Raw genomic sequence first — 17423 nt, 5'->3', positions numbered from 1 at the left:
TCTTAGCCGGTCATGTGGGAGCAAGATTAGCGGTGAGTTGCCAGATTGACAAAGGGCTTCTCTGCTGGTCCCCAGGACTTGTGGCAGGCCACCAGAAAACACACAACTACTGCTGAAATCGCCAACACCACGCTCGGAGCCGCAGTCGCGGAGGTGAACATGTCGAGGAAGCTGGAGCTATAGCGGGCAGATCTGTCAGGAATCAGCACGTCCCGGAGCGTGCCGCCAGTATCAAAGGCGCTTTTCGCGCGTGCCGCGAGCATGGTGACAAAGTAAACGCTGACGCAGTGCTGTCCGATGCGCGCGAGTGGCCGCCAGGATGGTACCAAAATCAGCATCCCGATCACGATAAGCCCTGCGGCATGCATGAGTGCGAAAGTGATGGAGAAAGACTCGAAGAAGTCAAAGGCCTCCACAAACTGCGACGGCAGCTGGGAGATTCGCCAACTCCCAATCGCGAGGAGGAACGTTCCTAGGGCGAGAGCGCTTCCGGCAGCGATGTTGCGTGGCAGCTGCCCTAGGACCAGGCCCGCAAATGTTAGGAGTAGCCAGGTCCACGGTGCATCCCCAAACGCGCCTGCCGCAAAGTAGCCGAAGGTAAGAAACGCCAGCACAATGCCTGCGGCGGCGTAGTACCACCACCGTCTGCCCACCAATAATGCGCTGAGGATGATGCATAGCCCGGCGTTCAGGGCGAGGTACTCTTTGTTTACTGAAGCCCAACCCAGTATCGCTAAGGTGGCACCAGCCCACACCAGCACCCACCGAGTTCTGTTGTTGAAAGCCGGCGCTTCCGCAATGGCGTAGCCGATTCCAACGGCGATGCTTCCGATGCTCACGCTCCAAAGCAGCGCGTCCGCCCACAACGGGAGACTAAGGAAACGCCACAACGGCAGCAGGAGCGTACCGATGCCAATAGCCACTAAGCCTTTCATTAGGCCAGGTTACCTAAGATTTATAGGCGTGGTAGAACTGCTTGGACTCGATGGCATCCACCACGAATTTTGCGTCGTGCCAGCAACCGTAGATGAAACTGGATGCGCGTCGAGACTGCCAGGGCAGACCGACGAAGTAGACACCGTGCGCCGTACCGATTCCACGGTGGTGGCGCGGGTTGCCGTTTTCATCGACGGCGCCCTCAACTTGGAGCCAGTCATAGTTGCGTGCGAACCCGGTAGCCCAAATGATGGTGGAGATGCCAGCCTCTGCAAGCTGCAGAGAGCGGATCGGCTCCGTCAAACAGGTCGGATCTTCAGCGATGAGATGCGCTTCTGGTTCTGCGGGGAGGTCAATATTATTGGTCGCCACGTATTCGTCCGCCTCACGCAGCAACTCGAGGTAGCGGGCATCGCCGTCATGGATATTTTTGGCGAGGTCATCACCGAACTGCATCACGCCGTCAGCAAAGGATTCTGCGCGTCCCACCAGCTGCATGCCGCGGTTGCAGAGCTCACGGAAGTCCACAGTCAAGCCGCCCTTGGCGCCAGACATGGCCATGGCGACGGGCTTATCGTCGAGCGCATAGAGCGCATCGTCCCAGCGGTGCAGGGCTCCCATCCACCAAATGATGTCGCGGTCACGGTAACGCCGCGGAGGTCGATCATGTGGCCCAACGGCAAGATAGACTTCTCGGCCCGCATCCAACAATTCCTCGGCGATTTGGACGCCGGAAGAACCAGAGCCCACCACCAACACGCCACCAGCGGGAAGATCGCGTGGGTTGCGGTACTCCTCGGAATGGATCTGATTGATACCCGAATCGGCGGGCACCACCTGCGGCATGGTTGCCACTTGGAAAGCGCCAGTCGCCGCAATGACATAGGTAGATTCGAAGTCGCCGGCGGTGGTGCGGGTGAGGAAGCCACGGCCGTCGTTAAGCCGCGTGACACTCAGTACCTTCGTGCCTTCGCGGAAATCGCCGCCGTGGGTGTCGGCGTAGGAGGCAAAGTAGTCGGCCACCTGGTCTTTGGGGACGAAGCTGTCCTGGTGGGCAGCGTGACCTTTGCTCGGGAAGCGATCATGCCACGCCGGACCGTTAGTTACGAGGGAATCCCAACGACCGGTGCGCCAGCGCTCGGCCAAGCGATCCTTTTCCAAGACCACGTGACTCATACCTTTGGTGGTGAGGTGCTCGCTGGCGGCGATTCCTGATTGGCCGCCGCCGACCACAACAACGTCTACCTTTTCAACTGACATCTGGCTCCTTCTAATAGTGCTTAGAGGTGTGCTTAAAGCTGCGCCGCTTTTCAGCATGCGGCAGCGCGCCGGAACGCGCAGTGCAGAATCGCCTAATTTACCGCACAGTTGCAAAGATTGTGTAGTTGACTACGCATGCCAGTTATAAGCTCGCCGTTATTTTTCTGTTCAAAACAGCATGTGATGCTCGGTGTGAAAAGTCCACCTCAGTGCGCATTTCTGCGCGATGTTTTCCCGCGTGGATACACATCAAAATGTTGAACATCGGTGGCGAATTTATGCAGTTTGTTATGTCTAACTGTGCTGCCGCACCGCCGCTTCCACCATGGCCCAGAACTTATCAAAGTCAAGTTGCACCGCCGCCTGGGTGTGGCAGTCCGCAGGTGCGGGAGCGCGGAAGTCCGCCACGGTCATGCCCGTGGTCAGCGCTCCGGAAAGCTCAACGTCAATAGGCACCTTCACAGTGCTAAACACCGTCGGGTCAATAACATAAGCCACCGCGCACGGGTCATGGACTGGCGGGTTATCAAAGCCCTGTGCGTCCTGGTAGTTCTTACGGAACGCTGCAAACAGTGCGACCACAAAATTGGCGACATCGGAGCCGATATCCGCAATCTGCTTCTCGACGGCAGGAGTTGCCAACGCCTGGTGGGTGAGGTCAAGACCGACCATGGTGAGCGGCCAAGCCTCATTGAAAACGATGTGTGCAGCTTCCGGATCGATCTTGATGTTGAACTCGGCAACTGGCGACCAATTGCCGGTGTGGTAGCCGCCGCCCATCAATACCACTTCTTTCACCCGCTCCACAATGCGTGGCTCCTTGCGGGCTGCCAGGGCGATATTGCTCAGTGGGCCAGTAGGAACGAGAGTGATGGTGCCCGGCTCGTGGGCCATGATCGTGTCAATAATGAAGTCCACGGCGTGCTGGTCCTGCACTGAAACCGTCGGCTCGGGGAGTGGGTAGTTGTGGATTTCCATGCCGGTGTCGCCGTGAATATCTGCTGCGACCTCAACATCACGCACCAGTGGGCGGGTGCAGCCAGCGTAGATCGGGGCGGTGATCCCGGCGATGGTCGCCACCACTCTCGCGTTGTATGTCACCTTCTCCAGGGTCTGGTTGCCGCCGATGGTGGTGATACCGAGGAGGTCGATGTCCGGGTGTGCCGCTGCGAGCAGCATTGCCACGGCATCATCATGGCCTGGGTCGCAATCTAGAATGATTTTTTTCATGTTATGAGCGTCCTTCCGCGAGCTCAGCAGCCTTCTTGGCGGCCAGGGTATCTGAAATGGTCTCTGGTTTCGGGATGAAGAGGGAGGTTGCGAACGCGCAGGCGAGGATTATCGCGCCAGCTAAAATGCCGGCATGGTAACCGCCGCCCTTGTCTGCGAAGGCAGTAGCCACCGCGAAGAGAATAGCGAAGGAGATACCGGCGCCCAGGTTGAAAGCGCCCGCATTCATGCCTGGTAGGTAACCCTGGTTGTTTGCGGGGGAGAGCACGATGCCAAGACCGTTGAGCATGATGTTGGCGATGCCTGCATAGGTGATGCCCACAAAGATAGAGATGATTAGCAGGGAAACCTTGCCGATGTTGTCGCTGAGCACTGCAGCGCCGATTAGGCCGAAGAGCGTGCCGAGGAGGCCGATCTGCAACACCGTCTTGTAACCGAGCTTGGCGGCTGCGGATCCGGCGATTGGGCCGAAAACCAGGCCAGCTAGGGCGTATGGGGTGAGAGTCCACCAGGAGACAACGTCGGCAGACATTCCGGCGCCGTTGACGGCGTCCTGCGCCAGGTTGGGGATCAAACCATTCATGACGGCGAAGACACCAGTCATGGTCAGCAGCGTGGTGAGCAAAAGCGCCCAGGTGCGTCGCTGCCCCAGGTACTCAACAGTGACCAGGGGATGCGCCACGCGCTTTTCCACGTTCCAGAACACCACGACGCCGATGATGCCGATGAGCGCTAGGGCAGCCACGAGCCACCAACGGGCGTCGGCAAGCTTGCCGGCCTCGTTGAAAGCAATGAGGAGGGCGCCGATCGCCACGGCCAGCGGGGCTACACCTGCCCAGTCCATTGGCGCGGTTTCCTCGGCGGTGGACTCTGCAGTGAAGAGCTGCACTACCAGCACCGAAAGCGCGCAAATGCCGGCCATGACCCAGAAGATGGAACGGAAGCCAAAGCTGCCAGCTAACCAACCTCCGAGCAGCGCGTCCACTCCACCGATGCCACCGTTAACCGACGTGAGGATGCCGAGCAGCAGCGCGTATTGCTTTTCATTCGCCACCTGTTGCCGCAGCATAATCAGGCACAGTGGCACAGTCGGTCCAGCAACGCCTTGGATCACGCGGCCGACAAATAACATCTCCACGTTTGGGGCGAGGGCGGAAACCACACAGCCTGCGGCAGTGAGAGCCATCATGCCGACGAGCACTTTGCGACGCCCGATGAGGTCGCCCCAGCGCGGCAGAAACAAGGAAAATAGCGCAGCTGCGGTAAAGAACGCTGTTTGACTCAAGCCGATTTGAGCGGCGGTGGTGCCCAGTTCCTTCTCCATCGTCGCCAGGGCCGGGGACAGCATGGACGCGTTGAGTTGGAAAGCAAAAACCGCGGCCAGTAGTGCCAGCATGAGCGGCACGGTGCGGGCTGCGGAAATCTTTGGGACTGCATAGTCCGGACTCATGAGATCTCCTAGTGGATCGATTCAGTATCTCTCAAGCATATGTCCGTTCACCTGGAGTTCCTAGGGGTTTTCTAGTGGGATGTGTTGCATTTGATTTGGGGAGTGGCGTTGCCGAGCTAGGTGGCGGCCGCCGATGGCCATTCCCAGCAGCCAGCTCAGCCCGCACACGCCGATCCCACACCCGAACCACCAGGCTGACAATTCAGCCGTGACACGCCAGTTTCCCACCGAACATGACGCTCGAAATCTGCGGGATTCGCAACTTAAAACTGCAGTAAGTGCGTAATTTTCACGGTGCGTGGGTGCCGCGACCGGCGGATAGTCCAAATATTCAATTGATTATTTGAAAATGCAGGCACATGCCGGTAAGAATTAAAGGAACATTGTTCTTTCGAAAGTAGGCACCATGCGCCGTACGCTTCCCGTACTCACCCTGTTGGCACTGACTGGGTTGGGGGTGAGTGCGTGTGGCGACCCGGGGGCGACCTCAGCGGCCGTCGATAAGCAACACCCCGCCCGCCTGGTGCTTGCCGACGGCGAATCCGACGTCAACTACCACCCGGCCACCGGATACGGACAGGCCGGCGTCAGCCCCGTCTACGACGGCCTATTGCGCCTCGCGCCAACCCAGCCGGGAAGAATTCCAGACTTCAAACCGGCGCTCGCACAAGACCTGCCACAAGCAAACGCGGATGCCTCGCAGTGGACAGTAAAGCTGAAGGAGGGCATCAAGTTCTCAGACGGCACCGACTTTGACGCCAATGATGTCAAGGCCAGTTATGACGTAGCTAAGGATCCCGAAACCGGCTCTGAGGTCGCTGCGGTCTACAACGTGATCAAGGACGTGCAAGCTCCAGACTCACACACCGTGGTGTTCACGCTGCAATACCCGCTTTCCCAGTTCAACTCATACCTGACGTATGCCATCGCTCCCTCGGAGCGAGTGGCGCAGGGGAAGGTCACCGAAAATGAGCTGAACCAGCAGCCAGTGGGCACAGGTGCCTATGAGCTAGTGGAAAAGCGCGGTGATGAAACCATCTTCAAGGCCAATGAAAGCTATTGGGATGGGGCAGCACCGGTGAAGGAGCTGGTGATCACAACCGCTGCGGACGATACTTCTCGTGCACAGCGCGTGGCAGCGCAGGAATTCGATGGTGCGGTGATTCCTTCCGCACTGGCGAAATCCGTTGCCGGCAACAAGAACGTGCGAGTCGATGCGGCGAAAGGCGCGGACTGGCGCGCAGTTTCCCTACCGGGAACACCTGAACTTCAGGATCCGAAGGTTCGTCAAGCCTTGAACCTCGCGGTAGACCGGCAAGCCGTCGTGGATGGCCCACTAGCTGGCTACGGCACCCCGCTGGGGACGCTGATCTCCGATATCTACGGTGATGCCCATGACCCAAGCGCAGTATTTAACCTTGACACTGCGAAGGCGGAACGCCTGCTCGATGAGGCGGGCTGGGCCAAGGGCACAAACGGAATACGGCACAAGGACGGCAAGCCGTTCCACGTCGTGTTGTACTACCACGGTAGTGACACTGGGCGCCGTGATGTCGCCATTGAATTCGCCGGGCAGATGAAGAAGCTAGGAATCGAGTTCGAGCCAAAGGCTGGAACCTGGGACGAGATTACCCCGAAAATGAATGAGGCAGCAGTGCTCCTCGGTGGCGGTGACACCCCTTACGATGTTGATATGATGGCCTACTCCAACATGCACACACGCACCGAAGCCACCAGCGAATACGCTAACCCCGGCAACTATGGTTCCCCGGAGCTCGATGACGTGTTGCAACAGGCGCGCACCGAAATCGACACCACGAAGCGTAATGAGTTGTGGCGCAAGGCCCAGCAGCTGTGGCTGGAGAACCCTTCCGTGCTGATGCTCGCACATGTTGACCACGTGTACGTCTCCCAGGTTAACGAGTGGCACAAGCCGGACCTGCTGCTGGAACCCCACATCCACGGTGCTACCTGGGGGCCGTGGTGGCGTGTCGCTGAGTGGACTAGCTAGGTGCCTCGGCTGAGTAACCGAGACAACCTGCATGGGGTGGGCCGGTTGGTGGCCGTGCGCCTGTTCAACACCGCTGTGACCACAGTGGTGGTCACCCTGGTGATATTCGCCCTCGCCGCTGTCTCACCCTTCGACCCCTTGGCGCACTACTTGGGCGCTCGCTACGGGCGCTACACCGAATCAGAACGTGAGGTCATCGCAACTACGCTCGGCTTTGATAAGCCCTGGTGGCAGCAGTGGCTGAGCTGGTGGGGAAATGTCTTGCAGGGGGACTTCGGCTGGTCTCGCGTCTACAACAAGTCGGTGGCCGAGGTATTCCAGGAGCGTCTCCCGTGGACGTTGTTGCTCTCCGGAGTCGGTTTGCTGTTGACGCTGCTCATCGCACTTGTGTTGGGATTTTGGTCTGGCCGTAAACCGCATGGGTTGGTCGGGCGTCTGATCACCAGTTTCGGAGTGTTCCTTGCCGCCACGCCTTCATACGTCTACGCGCTGGGAACGATCCTCATCTTTGGTGTCTTCTTCCATATGATCCCGCTAGGTGGCGCAGCCCCTGTGGGGCATCCACCCGCGTTGGGCACGGTTAGTCCCTACCTCGTTGCTCCCGCTGTAGTGCTTGCCATTTCGCAGCTATCCTGGCCGTTGCTTTCCATGCATCAGGCGACGGTGGAAGCGCTGGAATCCCCGGCAGTGCTGGGGGCCCGGATGCGGGGCGTTCCGGAAAGAAAGATCCTGCATCACCACGTGCTCCCGCTCTCGTTGATGCCATTGCTCACCTTGATTGGTGCGCGCCTCGGTGAACTGGTGGTGGGCGCTGTGATTGTGGAAAGCGTGTTTGCCTGGCCAGGGCTGGCCCAAGCCACCGTGGAATCAGCGATTGCCGTGGATTTCCCGCTGTTGGCATTTACTACTGCTGCCACCACTGTGGTGGTCATGCTTGGTTCGCTAGCCAGCGACCTGTGCTACTTGGTCCTCGATCCCCGGGTGAGTGATGTTTAACTTTTTGAAAGCCCATCCAGCTGGCGTCGGAGTGCTGTTAGCGCTCATCTCTTACGCCTTAGTAGTGCCCGCGCTTTTCGACGCCGGCAACCCCTCCTTCGCAACTTCTCTCCAGCCGCCGAGTGTGCGTCATATCTTCGGCACGGATCACTTCGGCCTCGATGTCTTCGTCCGCACCGCCCAGAGTTTGCGAGTTTCGCTTGCGGTCGGTCTGATTTCTGCACTGGGGGCTACGTTCCTGGGGGCTGTGGTGGGTTTGCTGGCGGCATCGATTGGCGGCTGGGTAGATGGCGTGATCATGCGAATTAATGATGCGGTGAATTCGCTGCCGCAGCTGGTGCTGTCCGTGGTGGTAGTGGCCGTGTTTAAGGGCTCGTTGACTGCGTTGATTTTGGCGATCGCCTGTACCCACTGGTCGTCGGTTGCCAGGGTGGTGCGCTCTTCAGTGTTGGCTGCCCGTACTTCGGACTATGTGGATGCTGCTTATTCGGCTGGTGCGGGAACACGGTGGGTCACCCGGAAGCACCTCGCTCCGGCAGCCCTAGGGCAGTCTGCGGTGGCCGTGATCATGCTCATGCCGCATGCGGTGTGGCATGAGTCCACGCTGTCCTTCCTCGGTTTGGGCATTCCCGCTGATGGTGCGTCCCTTGGTACCTTGCTTGACCTTGCTCGCGCTGATGTGATCCGCGGTGCATGGTGGACGTTGCTGTTCCCGGCCTTGGCGTTGTTGGCAACTACGCTGTCTGCGATGTCGCTCACCCAACGCCGCAAGCCAGCGCCGCTAGGTGTTGTGACCTCAGAACAAGCGGTAGCTGATGGCGGCACTGGTGTGCAGCAGCTTTCGATCAACGTTGGGGATACGGAGATTTTGCGTTCGGTCAGCTTGGAGTTGCGCCCCGGCGCAGTGCATGGATTGGTGGGGGAGTCAGGTTCCGGCAAATCCACGCTGGGCAAGGTGCTTCTCGGAATTGCGCCTACGGGGGCGACCGTCAGTGGCGCCGTCCTCGTCGGCGGGGAGGGGCTCGTGATCGGATCCGATGACTTTGCCGCGGTGCGCGGCGGAGTGCTGGGGTTTGTGCCGCAAGCTGCCGCGCAGTCTTTCAGCCCAATCCGCCGAGTGGGGGCACAGGTGCAGGAAGTGATTGATAGTCACGGTGGCTCCCACACACTGGATGAGCTGTTCAGCCTCGTCAGCCTTCCGGCTGAGGCTGCGCTGTGCTTTCCACACCAGCTTTCTGGCGGTATGGCGCAGCGGGTCGCGATCGCGGCAGCACTTGCCGGTGATCCGCAGTTCCTTGTTGCCGACGAACCGACTAGTTCGCTTGACCCGGAGCTCACAGCGGCGCTGCTGCAGGTTTTAAGGCGCGTGGCCGATTCCGGCGTTGGTGTGCTGCTGATTAGCCATGATCTGGAAGATTTGCGGGAAACCCAGGTATGCGACCAGATTTCAGTCATGCACCGGGGCACGATCGTGGAAAGCGGTACGGAGATTTTCACTCAGCCGCAGCACGAGTACACTCGCGCGCTCCTTGCGGCCCTGCCGAGCGGGGGATTGCGTCATGACTAAGGGACTTACGGCAATTGACATTGCTGTGGCATATGCAGACTTTTCCGATGTCTCTCTTTTGATTCCCCCGGGCCAGCTTGTTGGTCTGGCCGGTCCTTCCGGCTCCGGAAAAACGACTATCGCGCGGGTACTCGCGGGGAAGATGAAGCCCACCAGCGGGCGCGTGCTTATCGACGGCCACCCTGTGTCAACCACACGCCGCCGGCGCACTACCGCCATAGCGACGATCAATCAGTCACCGCGTGCGGCCTGCAATCCGCGCTGGACTCTGGGCGAGATCATTGCCGAACCACTACTGGTACAAAATCTTCCCTTGGATGTGACAGCCTTTGCTGCGGCTGCGCAGCTTGGCGAGGATCTCTTGGAGCGCACACCGGACCAGGTCAGCGATGGGCAGCTGCAGCGAGCCTGCATCGCCCGCGCCATGGCCCAAGGAGCAAGGTATGTGATCTGCGACGAGCCAACCTCGGCTCTCGACCCACTTGCCACTGCGGCCGTAGTTAAGCTTTTGCGCGCACAAACTGCAGCAGGTGTGGGAGTGCTGTTTATTTCACATGACCAGCGGCTCTTAACTGCATGCGCAGACCAGGTGCTGCGGATGGAGGATCTGGTGATCGGCTCTGCTGGGAAGTCTTTCCCGTGAACCTGCGGATTTTGGGGGTTTTCTTGGGTTTCTGAGTGGTTAGACGGGGAAGATTTCGCTGACCCGCACCACTATTCAGGGTGGATCTGGTGACTTGATCTGCTGGGAAGTCTTCCCCGTGAGCCCGTGGAATTTGGGGATTTTTCTTGGGTTTCTGCGTGGTTAGGCGGGGAAGATTTCGCTGACCGGCAACCCTATTCAGGGAGAATCTGCCCGCCGTCTACGACAATCCCATGACCGTTGATAAAACCTGCGCCATCAGAGGCGAGGAAAGCGACGGCATGCCCGATGTCTTCTGGGCTTCCTAGTTTGCCACTAGGGACGGCAGCGGCCATTTGCTTGAGATAGTCCTTGGACAGTCCTTCCAATCCGCCGGTCAGGATATTGCCTGGTAGCACTGCGTTCACGGTGATTCCATAGGGGGCAAGCTCTACTGCTGCGGTGCGAACGTACCCCATTTGGGCTGCTTTGGTTGCGCCGTAGTGTGCCCACCCGGGATAGCCGGTTATGTTTCCTGTGATCGAGCTTGTGGCGATGATGCGACCAGCCCGCGATTCCTTCAATACAGGAAGCGCCGCTTTAACGCAATTGGCTAATCCGCCAACATTGATGCGGGTGATGTAGGCGAGTGCATCCGCATCGATGGTGTCCAGGGTTGCTTGTGGAAACACGCCGGCGTTGGCGGCCAGGATGTCCAGGCCCCCGAATGCGTCGATTGTTGCTGCCACGGCAGCTTCGCAGGAATCGTAGGAGGTGACATCGCAGGCGATGGGGAGGAATGCGGGATCAAGGTTGGTCAGGTGTTCGTCATCAAGCGCTGCGATAGCGACTTTAGCGCCAGCGGCGGCGAGGCAGCGGGCGATGCCGAGGCCAATACCGGATGAACCACCGGTGACGAGTGCGATGCGACCAGTGAGGTCAAATGCTTGGGACATGAGAGGCTCCTTGAGCTGGGAAAACCGTTCACTATCGAGCTTAACCCAAAACATCACTAGACTAAGCGGTCTATGTTGGGTAGGGTGGAGGCTATTGATCAAGAAGCTCAGCCGCTACGGCCCCGCCCGGCTGACTGGCAACCGCGTTAGCGAACACGGTGCCCGCGAGGGAGATCTGCTCGAGGTCCACTCCGTGATCCGAGAATCCGCTAGTAATGCAAAGGGGAATCCCATGTCTGATCTCATCGGTCCTTTCAATCTCGAATCCCAGGTACGTCCGTGCCGATATGCACCCGGCCACAAAATAGCTCCCGACGCTGCCCGTTTGAGCCTTTCCAAGTCTCGTGCCACGGATTGTCTTGTTCCGGTGCGGCTCCTAGAACAGCGCGGCAACAGCTATCAAATCTGTGTGGCTGGCGCCGGCCCGGAGTGGGTGTGGTCGCATAATGAACGGCACATCCGAACAGTTTTTCAGCGCTACCGTGCCGGTGGAGTGGCTTATTATGATGCGGAACTCAATCTGATTGTGGTCACTGGTGGTACAAGGGAATCGCTGCTCAATCCACTCTTCTCTCCGCGTGGGTGCAACCATCTACCCGACATGCTTTCCAGTGGAGACTGCATCACAAGCTGGCCGGCTCCTATTCTGGATGCCCCGGGAGTTTGTCAGGATCGCTAGGTTTTCGAACATGTAGCCGTACAGTGGGGGACGATGTCCGGTGGCGTTCCTACGCTGAAATCATGACCACCACGCATCTACGTTTGGTTGCATCGCAGCCGGCGAGCAACGATCCTCTCCATGTGATTCGTGAGGAACTTGCGGAATGTAGTCTGCCTGCAGATTGGGCACCGTTTATAGCCAAACTGCTCTGGTCCGATCCGGTACTGAAATCCCTACTTCGCCTTGCACGCCTGAGCAAAGCAAAGGACTTCAAGGGCGCCATTGTTCTGGGCGGCAATGGTGAGAGCTTGAATCAGCGCAGCGTGCGCTACCTTGCGGAGCGCAAGGTGCTTGCTGCATCGGGTCCGAACAAGGGCTGGGGGATCGGGCCGAGACTGCCTGCTGATGACATTCAAACTACTGTTGCAGCTACCGGGGTCGTTCTTATAGCGGATGCATTGGGGATGCTTGCTCAAGCCGGCGCCGTGCTGTTGCCCACCACTGCCTGCTGGGATATCGCTGTGGAGGACTCGCTTCGGGCACGAGCGCGGATCGCGGTGTGGCTCTACCAGTTTTATCGGGAAGAAGGCTACTTATCGCTGATGCAACGCAAGCTGAGACTCAGACTGCAGTGATGCCGTAGTGCCGCTTCGTTGTAATCGCGGTAATCTATCTTCGTGCTAAAACCGCTGAAAGTAGTGCATTTTGTGGACAATTACGGCCCTGGGTCTAATGGGCTGATGGTTGCAGTCCAGCAATTGGAAGGAAATCTGCTGGACGCGGGCCATGAGGTTGTTGTCGTCGCCCCGCGTGCCAAGGGGCCGAATCCGCATGCCCATCGTGCGGGGAGAACTGAGCTGCGGGTGCCTTCGATCCGGGTGCCACACATGCCTACTCGGGTGGCCAACGGGCGCAGGTTTAAAAAGACCATCAAGCAGGTCGCTGCCTTGGAACCGGATGTCCTCCATGTACATGGGCTCGGCCCCGTCGGGGTGCTCGGTGTGTGGACTGCACTGCGGTTGGGCAAGCCGCTCTTGCTCACTTGGCACACCGATTTTGAGGCGTATTCGGAGCATTATTCTGCCGTGGTTCCGCTGCTGCGAGGCGTGGTTGCCATGTTCGCCCGGATGAATCACGGTGAGGTGTATGACCGCAAAGCCATCCGGGCAGCAGAGGCGGACTTTGCAGCCTGCAACACGGCGTCCCTGATGGGACTGATGCGGGCAATGCTGACCAATGCTGACCTCGTCACTACGCCTTCGCCTAAGACTCTGACGCGTGCCAAGCAATTGGCGCCGGATGCTCCGATGCTGTGCGTGCCCAATGGCGTCGATAAGCTGCCGAGTGGCCCCGCACCGATGGCGCGCGGCGACGGACCTCTCCTCATGTACGCCGGGCGCGTGGCGCCGGAAAAGGGCATTGACCTGCTTATCGACGCCTTTGAATTGGTGCGCGAGGTCCATCCGGACGCGCAGCTGATGGTCGTCGGCGATTGGCAGCGGTATAGAAAGATCCGCAAGAAACTCGAGAAAGCTCGGGAACGCGGGAACGTGCTGCTGCCTGGGGAGCAGCGGCGCGAGGACTTGGGAGCCTTTTATGAAATGGCAGACATCTTCGCCTTTCCCTCAACGACCGACACCCAGGCATTGGTGTTGCATGAAGCGGCGCTGGCGGGGCTACCGATCGTTACCGCCGACCCGGAGTTGACCTTGGTCGTGGATTCCGGGGTCAATGGGCAGCTCGCCAGCCCGTCCCGTACAGCCTTCGCCGCTGGCCTCCTGCGCGTTATCGATGCCATGCGTGACGCAGAGTGGCGGGAGCGGGCCGCCGAGCGCTCGGTGGAGCTGGCTAGCCAATGGACGTCCGAATCGCAAGCTAAGGAAATGCTCCGACTGTATGAGGAACTCAGCACCACCCCACCTCAGCGATCGCGCGCTACCTGAGCTCCCGAAACGGAGGAGACTAGGTAGCCGGTAAGCCAAGAAACCGCGAGCACTCCCACAACGAGGAAAGCCAAAGGCAGCAAGGAGTCTTGGAGCATTTGCCAGGAGATTTCGTGCCAGGTTATGGCAAACATGAGCATCCCGGAGACAGTCGCGCCGATGACCCCCGCCAGCGTGATCACAAAGCCCTGTGCCGCGCTATAGCGCCGGATCACGCCGTGTTCCGCCCCGAGTGCGCGCAGGGTAGCGCGTTCTTGGGCCGATTCCATGCCAGACAGGAGTACCAGTAACAGGGTGATCGCAAAGACCAGCAGGAACGCCAGTCCGGACAGTGCCAGCACCACGAATGGATCAATTGGTGAGCCGGAACTGGTGAGCTGCAGTGGTTGGTAATCAAGGAGTAGCTCGCGCAACAGAGACTGATGTCCTCCGTCGAATTGGGTATTCGTGTAGACGGTGTCCAACCCGTGGCTGCGCGCAGTTTCCGGAGTGATTAATGCGTAGGGGGCGGTGTTATCACTATTGCCAAGCGGGATTGCGGGAAACTCCGCAATTACTTCTTCATCGTATTTGATCCGCACCGAGCCGGTGGCTGCGAGATCTGGGCGGGAGACTATCGCCTTGCCCTCGGAAAGCTGCTTTTTGAGGTCCTCGACCTGCGCCGTGGTGAGGGTTCCGGGTAATTGCAAAGCGATGGCGTCGATAACGCTGGGCGTAGCAACAATCAAGTCGTGGTAATAGCTGCTGTTCACCACGGTGTTGATCGGACCAGTTTCCAGCTGGAAGCTGGATTCCGGGTCAAAATGAGGATCGTCTACGCTCAGCGGCTTTGTGTAGTTGTGCAGCTCGTAGAAATCAGTGCGCAGTGGTGCCTGCAGATCTTGCTGAATTTCCTGGAGATGATTCTCTATCGGCGCCGGACCAGTGATCATGCCTCCGTGAATCCTGGCAACCGCGCTCGGCTGTGCCAGCTCTGTCGCGGTGGTTGAGCCAAGGACTCCCATTCCGGTGAGCAACAAACAACCGATGATTGCGCCGATTGCAGGCACAGTACGCATGTAGCTGCGGACGGCATCTCGGGCTGCCAGTCGCAGCGGCATAGTCAGCCGGGTGGTGCGCGCGACGAGGAGCAGCATGAGCGGTGCACTGAGGATGGCGGTGGCCACGCAACCGACGATTCCGAAGAAGAAGCCATCTCCGTCGTGTCGCGTGAGCAGCACGAAGCCTAGGAAGAAGGCGGGGGCCAGGAAGTGCCACCACCGCAGCGAACGCATACGTACCGAAGCGCCTTCGCTCAGCGCCTGTACTGGATCCATTCTGATTGCCAGGAGAGCCGGGACGAGGGCAGAACACAGCCCACACAGCATTGCTGCAACAACGAGCAACAGCAGCAAATCCCAATAGAAGAGGATGCCGAATTTGCTGCCACTGAATATGCGCGATGCTAGTCCGACGAGAAAAGTTGCTGCCAGTCCGAGGGCCGCACCCAGGCCACCGATGAGAGATCCTTGGATCAACATAATGCCGAACAACTGCTGGTTGCTTGCACCGTTGGCCGAGAGCATAGCGTTGATCCTAAGATTGCGGCGAGCCGCCACAGCGAATACCGGGCCAGTGACCGCAGCCAGAAAGATCACTGCCAATGCTGCCAGCGCAATAGCGGCGGCAACCTCTGAAGCGGAAATTGATTCCTGGAATACCTCATCGAGGAGGGTCACGCCTCGTGGTGGTTGTTCGGACAAAGGCTTGGAGGAAGCCACGTAGACGTCCGGGGCATGAGAGGCGATAGCCAGCTCCGTGTCGGAACCCCAGCGGAGGTACCACTCATCTGGAAGCGATGCAGACTTGATCTCCGCTGGCGCGGGCAGCCCAGGGATATCTGCAACGTTTAAGGCGGGATTGGACACGTAAAAACTCGCTTTTGTGATCTCCTGGACGGTGAATTCACGTGGTGCGCTGTCCTCTGGAACGGAAATCTGGACTGTGTCGCCGACATTTTTGCCTAGTGTCTGTGCCGTATTTTCGTCGAGCAAAATATGCCCCGGCTGGATCGGAGGGGTGGCTCCCAGTTCGTTGAATACGAGGTTCGTTCTAGTAAGTAAATGTTCGCTGCCGAATTCAATGCTGACTGGTACATCGTAGATCGGATAAAAGATGCCCCGCTGGCCGGTAGCTTCTTCAATGCGCTGCAGATCGGGAACCTCGTTGCGTGCCAGGTCAGAAAGGCACGCAGTATCTGAAGGATCCTCGCACGCTGTGGTGGCTACCGACGCGCTATGAGTTGGTCCCTGCAGTGGGCGGCTGGAGATGTCGAAGGCACCGAAGCTGGTGATGAACGCGATGGCAAAAACCGGGATTGAGAACAATATGATGGCAAGGATCGAGCGCTTCCAGTTCAAGTAAATGTCGCGCCAAGCGAGTTTGAGAATCATTGTGCACCGCCTTGTACACGGCCGTCGCGTAGGTAGATAGTGCGGTCCGCGTAGGCGGCAAGCCTGGGCTCGTGGGTGACCAAAATGCCGGCAGCGCCCGCCCGGACTCGGCTCACCAGCAGCTCCAACACCGATTCGGATGTCGCGGAGTCCAAAGCGCCGGTCGGTTCGTCGGCCAACAAGAGCCCACGCTCACCTACGACGGCGCGGGCAATCGCGACTCGCTGTCGCTGCCCGCCGGAAACCTCAGAAGGGTATCGATCCGCCAGTTCGGTGAGTTCTAACTCCGCCAAGCTGGCAAGGGCGTGTTCACGGGCCTCCCGTGCTTTCATCCCATCCAACTCTAACGGCAAGCCGATGTTTTCGGCGCAGGTCAGAGTGGGGATCAGATTGAAGTCCTGGAAGATGAAGCCGATATGGCGGCGTCGGATTTCGGCGCGGGTTTTCGCGGAGACCTGGGAGGCATCGCGGCCGTCGATAAGCACGCGTCCGCTCGTTGGGGTATCCAGGGTGCCAGCGACGTTGAGGAGGGTTGATTTCCCGGAACCCGAAGGTCCCATGATGGCGACTAGCTCGCCGGGGTGCACCAACAAATCGACGCCGTCGAGCGCGGTGACCTCATTGGGGCCGTCTTGATGAACTTTGGAGACGTGTTCGAGGATCAATGCGGGGGAGGTCATGGCGTTGTTTCCTTCATGGTTTCGATGTGGTCGAGCCAGCGGTTTTCTGCTTCCAAGTTGAATATTTGTCGCTCAAGGATGAGCCGCTCTACGCTGAGCGCGCCGGGGTTACGCGGAGTAGCGCGGAGGGTGCGGACGGCAGCATGCATGTGAGTCATTACAGCTTCGCGTTGTTGCTGGATGAGCATGGTGACGTCGTGCGATTTGGTGGTGTGGGCGATCGCAATTTTGATGATTAGTTCATCGCGTTCGCCGGGGGCGGGGAGCACCGGGGAACGCAGCCAAGATAAAAGCTCGGCGCGGCCCGATTCGGTGATCCGAAAGGATTCGGCGCTGCGACCGGTTTCGCCTTGCGTAACTCCCTGGCTTTCGATCAGGCCATCGCGGAGCAGTCGCTGCAGCGTCTGCGAGACTTGACCCTGGTTGAGAGGCCAAGCGTTGCCGGTGGCAGTGTCGAAGTTGCGGCGCAGCTCGCTTGCCGACGCCGGTTGCTGGGCTAAAAAGCCGAGCAGTGAATGTGAAATGGGCACCGACCCTCCAAAGGTTACTGGGTAACTGACAGCACTAAGGTTACCCAGTAACCGTCCTTAATGGAAGGGGCTTTCGAAATTTTCTTGTCGATGTTGTCTCTAGGGTTTGCGTGGCCCAGGTGGCCTAGGTGGCCTAGGTGGCGGGATGT

At 59.0% G+C, this 17423-nt stretch carries 15 protein-coding genes and 1 riboswitch; of the genes, 7 read left to right on the top strand and 8 right to left on the bottom strand.

Going from position 1 to position 17423, the window contains the following annotated elements:
* Positions 1-26 precede the first annotated feature (26 nt).
* The 4 genes from WG915_RS10225 to uriT form a co-directional block, all read right to left on the bottom strand.
* Positions 27-935, bottom strand: a complete 909-nt coding sequence (locus WG915_RS10225) for a hypothetical protein (protein WP_339565281.1) — start codon at positions 933-935, stop codon at positions 27-29.
* A gap of 13 nt (positions 936-948) precedes the next feature.
* Positions 949-2196, bottom strand: coding sequence for a flavin-containing monooxygenase (locus tag WG915_RS10220; protein ID WP_339565280.1), 1248 nt, complete (start codon positions 2194-2196; stop codon positions 949-951).
* A gap of 294 nt (positions 2197-2490) precedes the next feature.
* Positions 2491-3426 (bottom strand): uridine-preferring nucleoside hydrolase UriH, encoded by a 936-nt coding sequence (gene uriH / locus WG915_RS10215; RefSeq protein WP_339565279.1) that lies wholly within the window; start codon positions 3424-3426, stop codon positions 2491-2493.
* A 1-nt stretch (position 3427) separates the two neighbouring features.
* The gene (uriT, locus tag WG915_RS10210; protein ID WP_339565278.1) at positions 3428-4876 is read right to left on the bottom strand and encodes a uridine transporter UriT; all 1449 of its coding nucleotides are present in this window, start codon (positions 4874-4876) and stop codon (positions 3428-3430) included.
* Between the two features lie 406 nt (positions 4877-5282).
* Between uriT and WG915_RS10205 the strand changes: the two genes are divergently transcribed.
* Genes WG915_RS10205 through WG915_RS10190 form a run of 4 tightly spaced genes read left to right on the top strand, consistent with a single transcriptional unit; the run spans position 5283 to position 10093 of the window.
* A complete protein-coding gene (locus tag WG915_RS10205) occupies positions 5283-6887 on the top strand; it encodes an ABC transporter substrate-binding protein (RefSeq protein ID WP_339565277.1) in 1605 nt (534 codons plus the stop codon).
* 9 nt (positions 6888-6896) lie between these two features.
* On the top strand, positions 6897-7883 hold the full coding sequence (locus WG915_RS10200) for an ABC transporter permease (protein WP_445227827.1): 987 nt from the start codon (positions 6897-6899) through the stop codon (positions 7881-7883).
* Positions 7876-9450, top strand: coding sequence for a dipeptide/oligopeptide/nickel ABC transporter permease/ATP-binding protein (locus WG915_RS10195; protein ID WP_339565276.1), 1575 nt, complete (start codon positions 7876-7878; stop codon positions 9448-9450). The genes WG915_RS10200 and WG915_RS10195 overlap by 8 nt, the downstream gene beginning before the upstream one ends.
* Positions 9443-10093: an ABC transporter ATP-binding protein gene (locus tag WG915_RS10190; RefSeq protein ID WP_339565275.1), complete on the top strand. Its 651-nt coding sequence runs from the start codon at positions 9443-9445 to the stop codon at positions 10091-10093. Before WG915_RS10195 ends, WG915_RS10190 begins: the two co-directional genes overlap by 8 nt.
* A 194-nt stretch (positions 10094-10287) precedes the next feature.
* On the opposite strand, the gene WG915_RS10185 is transcribed toward WG915_RS10190, so the two are convergent.
* Positions 10288-11028 (bottom strand): SDR family oxidoreductase, encoded by a 741-nt coding sequence (locus tag WG915_RS10185; protein WP_339565274.1) that lies wholly within the window; start codon positions 11026-11028, stop codon positions 10288-10290.
* A 96-nt stretch (positions 11029-11124) separates the two neighbouring features.
* A riboswitch (SAM riboswitch) is annotated at positions 11125-11235 on the top strand.
* A 25-nt stretch (positions 11236-11260) separates the two neighbouring features.
* On the opposite strand from WG915_RS10185, the gene WG915_RS10180 reads away from it, so the two are divergent.
* From WG915_RS10180 to WG915_RS10170, 3 genes are all read left to right on the top strand, one after another.
* Positions 11261-11707: a hypothetical protein gene (locus WG915_RS10180; protein ID WP_339565273.1), complete on the top strand. Its 447-nt coding sequence runs from the start codon at positions 11261-11263 to the stop codon at positions 11705-11707.
* A 62-nt stretch (positions 11708-11769) separates the two neighbouring features.
* Positions 11770-12324: a hypothetical protein gene (locus WG915_RS10175; protein WP_339565272.1), complete on the top strand. Its 555-nt coding sequence runs from the start codon at positions 11770-11772 to the stop codon at positions 12322-12324.
* A 42-nt stretch (positions 12325-12366) separates the two neighbouring features.
* Positions 12367-13632, top strand: coding sequence for a glycosyltransferase (locus tag WG915_RS10170; protein WP_339565271.1), 1266 nt, complete (start codon positions 12367-12369; stop codon positions 13630-13632).
* Here WG915_RS10170 and WG915_RS10165 read toward each other — a convergent pair.
* The 3 genes from WG915_RS10165 to WG915_RS10155 are packed head-to-tail and all read right to left on the bottom strand — an operon-like array spanning position 13611 to position 17274.
* Positions 13611-16064, bottom strand: coding sequence for an FtsX-like permease family protein (locus WG915_RS10165; protein WP_339565270.1), 2454 nt, complete (start codon positions 16062-16064; stop codon positions 13611-13613). The genes WG915_RS10170 and WG915_RS10165 overlap by 22 nt on opposite strands.
* The gene (locus WG915_RS10160; protein WP_339565269.1) at positions 16061-16744 is read right to left on the bottom strand and encodes an ABC transporter ATP-binding protein; all 684 of its coding nucleotides are present in this window, start codon (positions 16742-16744) and stop codon (positions 16061-16063) included. The genes WG915_RS10165 and WG915_RS10160 overlap by 4 nt, the downstream gene beginning before the upstream one ends.
* A complete protein-coding gene (locus WG915_RS10155) occupies positions 16741-17274 on the bottom strand; it encodes a PadR family transcriptional regulator (RefSeq protein ID WP_339565268.1) in 534 nt (177 codons plus the stop codon). Before WG915_RS10155 ends, WG915_RS10160 begins: the two co-directional genes overlap by 4 nt.
* Positions 17275-17423 lie beyond the last annotated feature (149 nt).

The sequence above is a fragment of the Corynebacterium sp. H128 genome, from assembly GCF_037482625.1.
Classification (GTDB): domain Bacteria; phylum Actinomycetota; class Actinomycetes; order Mycobacteriales; family Mycobacteriaceae; genus Corynebacterium.
The sequence above is the reverse complement of the archived record's forward strand: the minus strand, read 5'-3'. Positions and strand labels throughout refer to the sequence as shown.

Bases quoted from the DNA above. Each gene is read 5' to 3' on its own strand.
- WG915_RS10225 (WP_339565281.1), bottom strand. From the start codon at position 935: ATGAAAGGCTTAGTGGCTATTGGCATCGGTACGCTCCTGCTGCCGTTG.
- WG915_RS10220 (WP_339565280.1), bottom strand. From the start codon at position 2,196: ATGTCAGTTGAAAAGGTAGACGTTGTTGTGGTCGGCGGCGGCCAATCA.
- uriH (WP_339565279.1), bottom strand. From the start codon at position 3,426: ATGAAAAAAATCATTCTAGATTGCGACCCAGGCCATGATGATGCCGTG.
- uriT (WP_339565278.1), bottom strand. From the start codon at position 4,876: ATGAGTCCGGACTATGCAGTCCCAAAGATTTCCGCAGCCCGCACCGTG.
- WG915_RS10205 (WP_339565277.1), top strand. From the start codon at position 5,283: ATGCGCCGTACGCTTCCCGTACTCACCCTGTTGGCACTGACTGGGTTG.
- WG915_RS10195 (WP_339565276.1), top strand. From the start codon at position 7,876: ATGTTTAACTTTTTGAAAGCCCATCCAGCTGGCGTCGGAGTGCTGTTA.
- WG915_RS10190 (WP_339565275.1), top strand. From the start codon at position 9,443: ATGACTAAGGGACTTACGGCAATTGACATTGCTGTGGCATATGCAGAC.
- WG915_RS10185 (WP_339565274.1), bottom strand. From the start codon at position 11,028: ATGTCCCAAGCATTTGACCTCACTGGTCGCATCGCACTCGTCACCGGT.
- WG915_RS10180 (WP_339565273.1), top strand. From the start codon at position 11,261: ATGTCTGATCTCATCGGTCCTTTCAATCTCGAATCCCAGGTACGTCCG.
- WG915_RS10175 (WP_339565272.1), top strand. From the start codon at position 11,770: ATGACCACCACGCATCTACGTTTGGTTGCATCGCAGCCGGCGAGCAAC.
- WG915_RS10165 (WP_339565270.1), bottom strand. From the start codon at position 16,064: ATGATTCTCAAACTCGCTTGGCGCGACATTTACTTGAACTGGAAGCGC.
- WG915_RS10160 (WP_339565269.1), bottom strand. From the start codon at position 16,744: ATGACCTCCCCCGCATTGATCCTCGAACACGTCTCCAAAGTTCATCAA.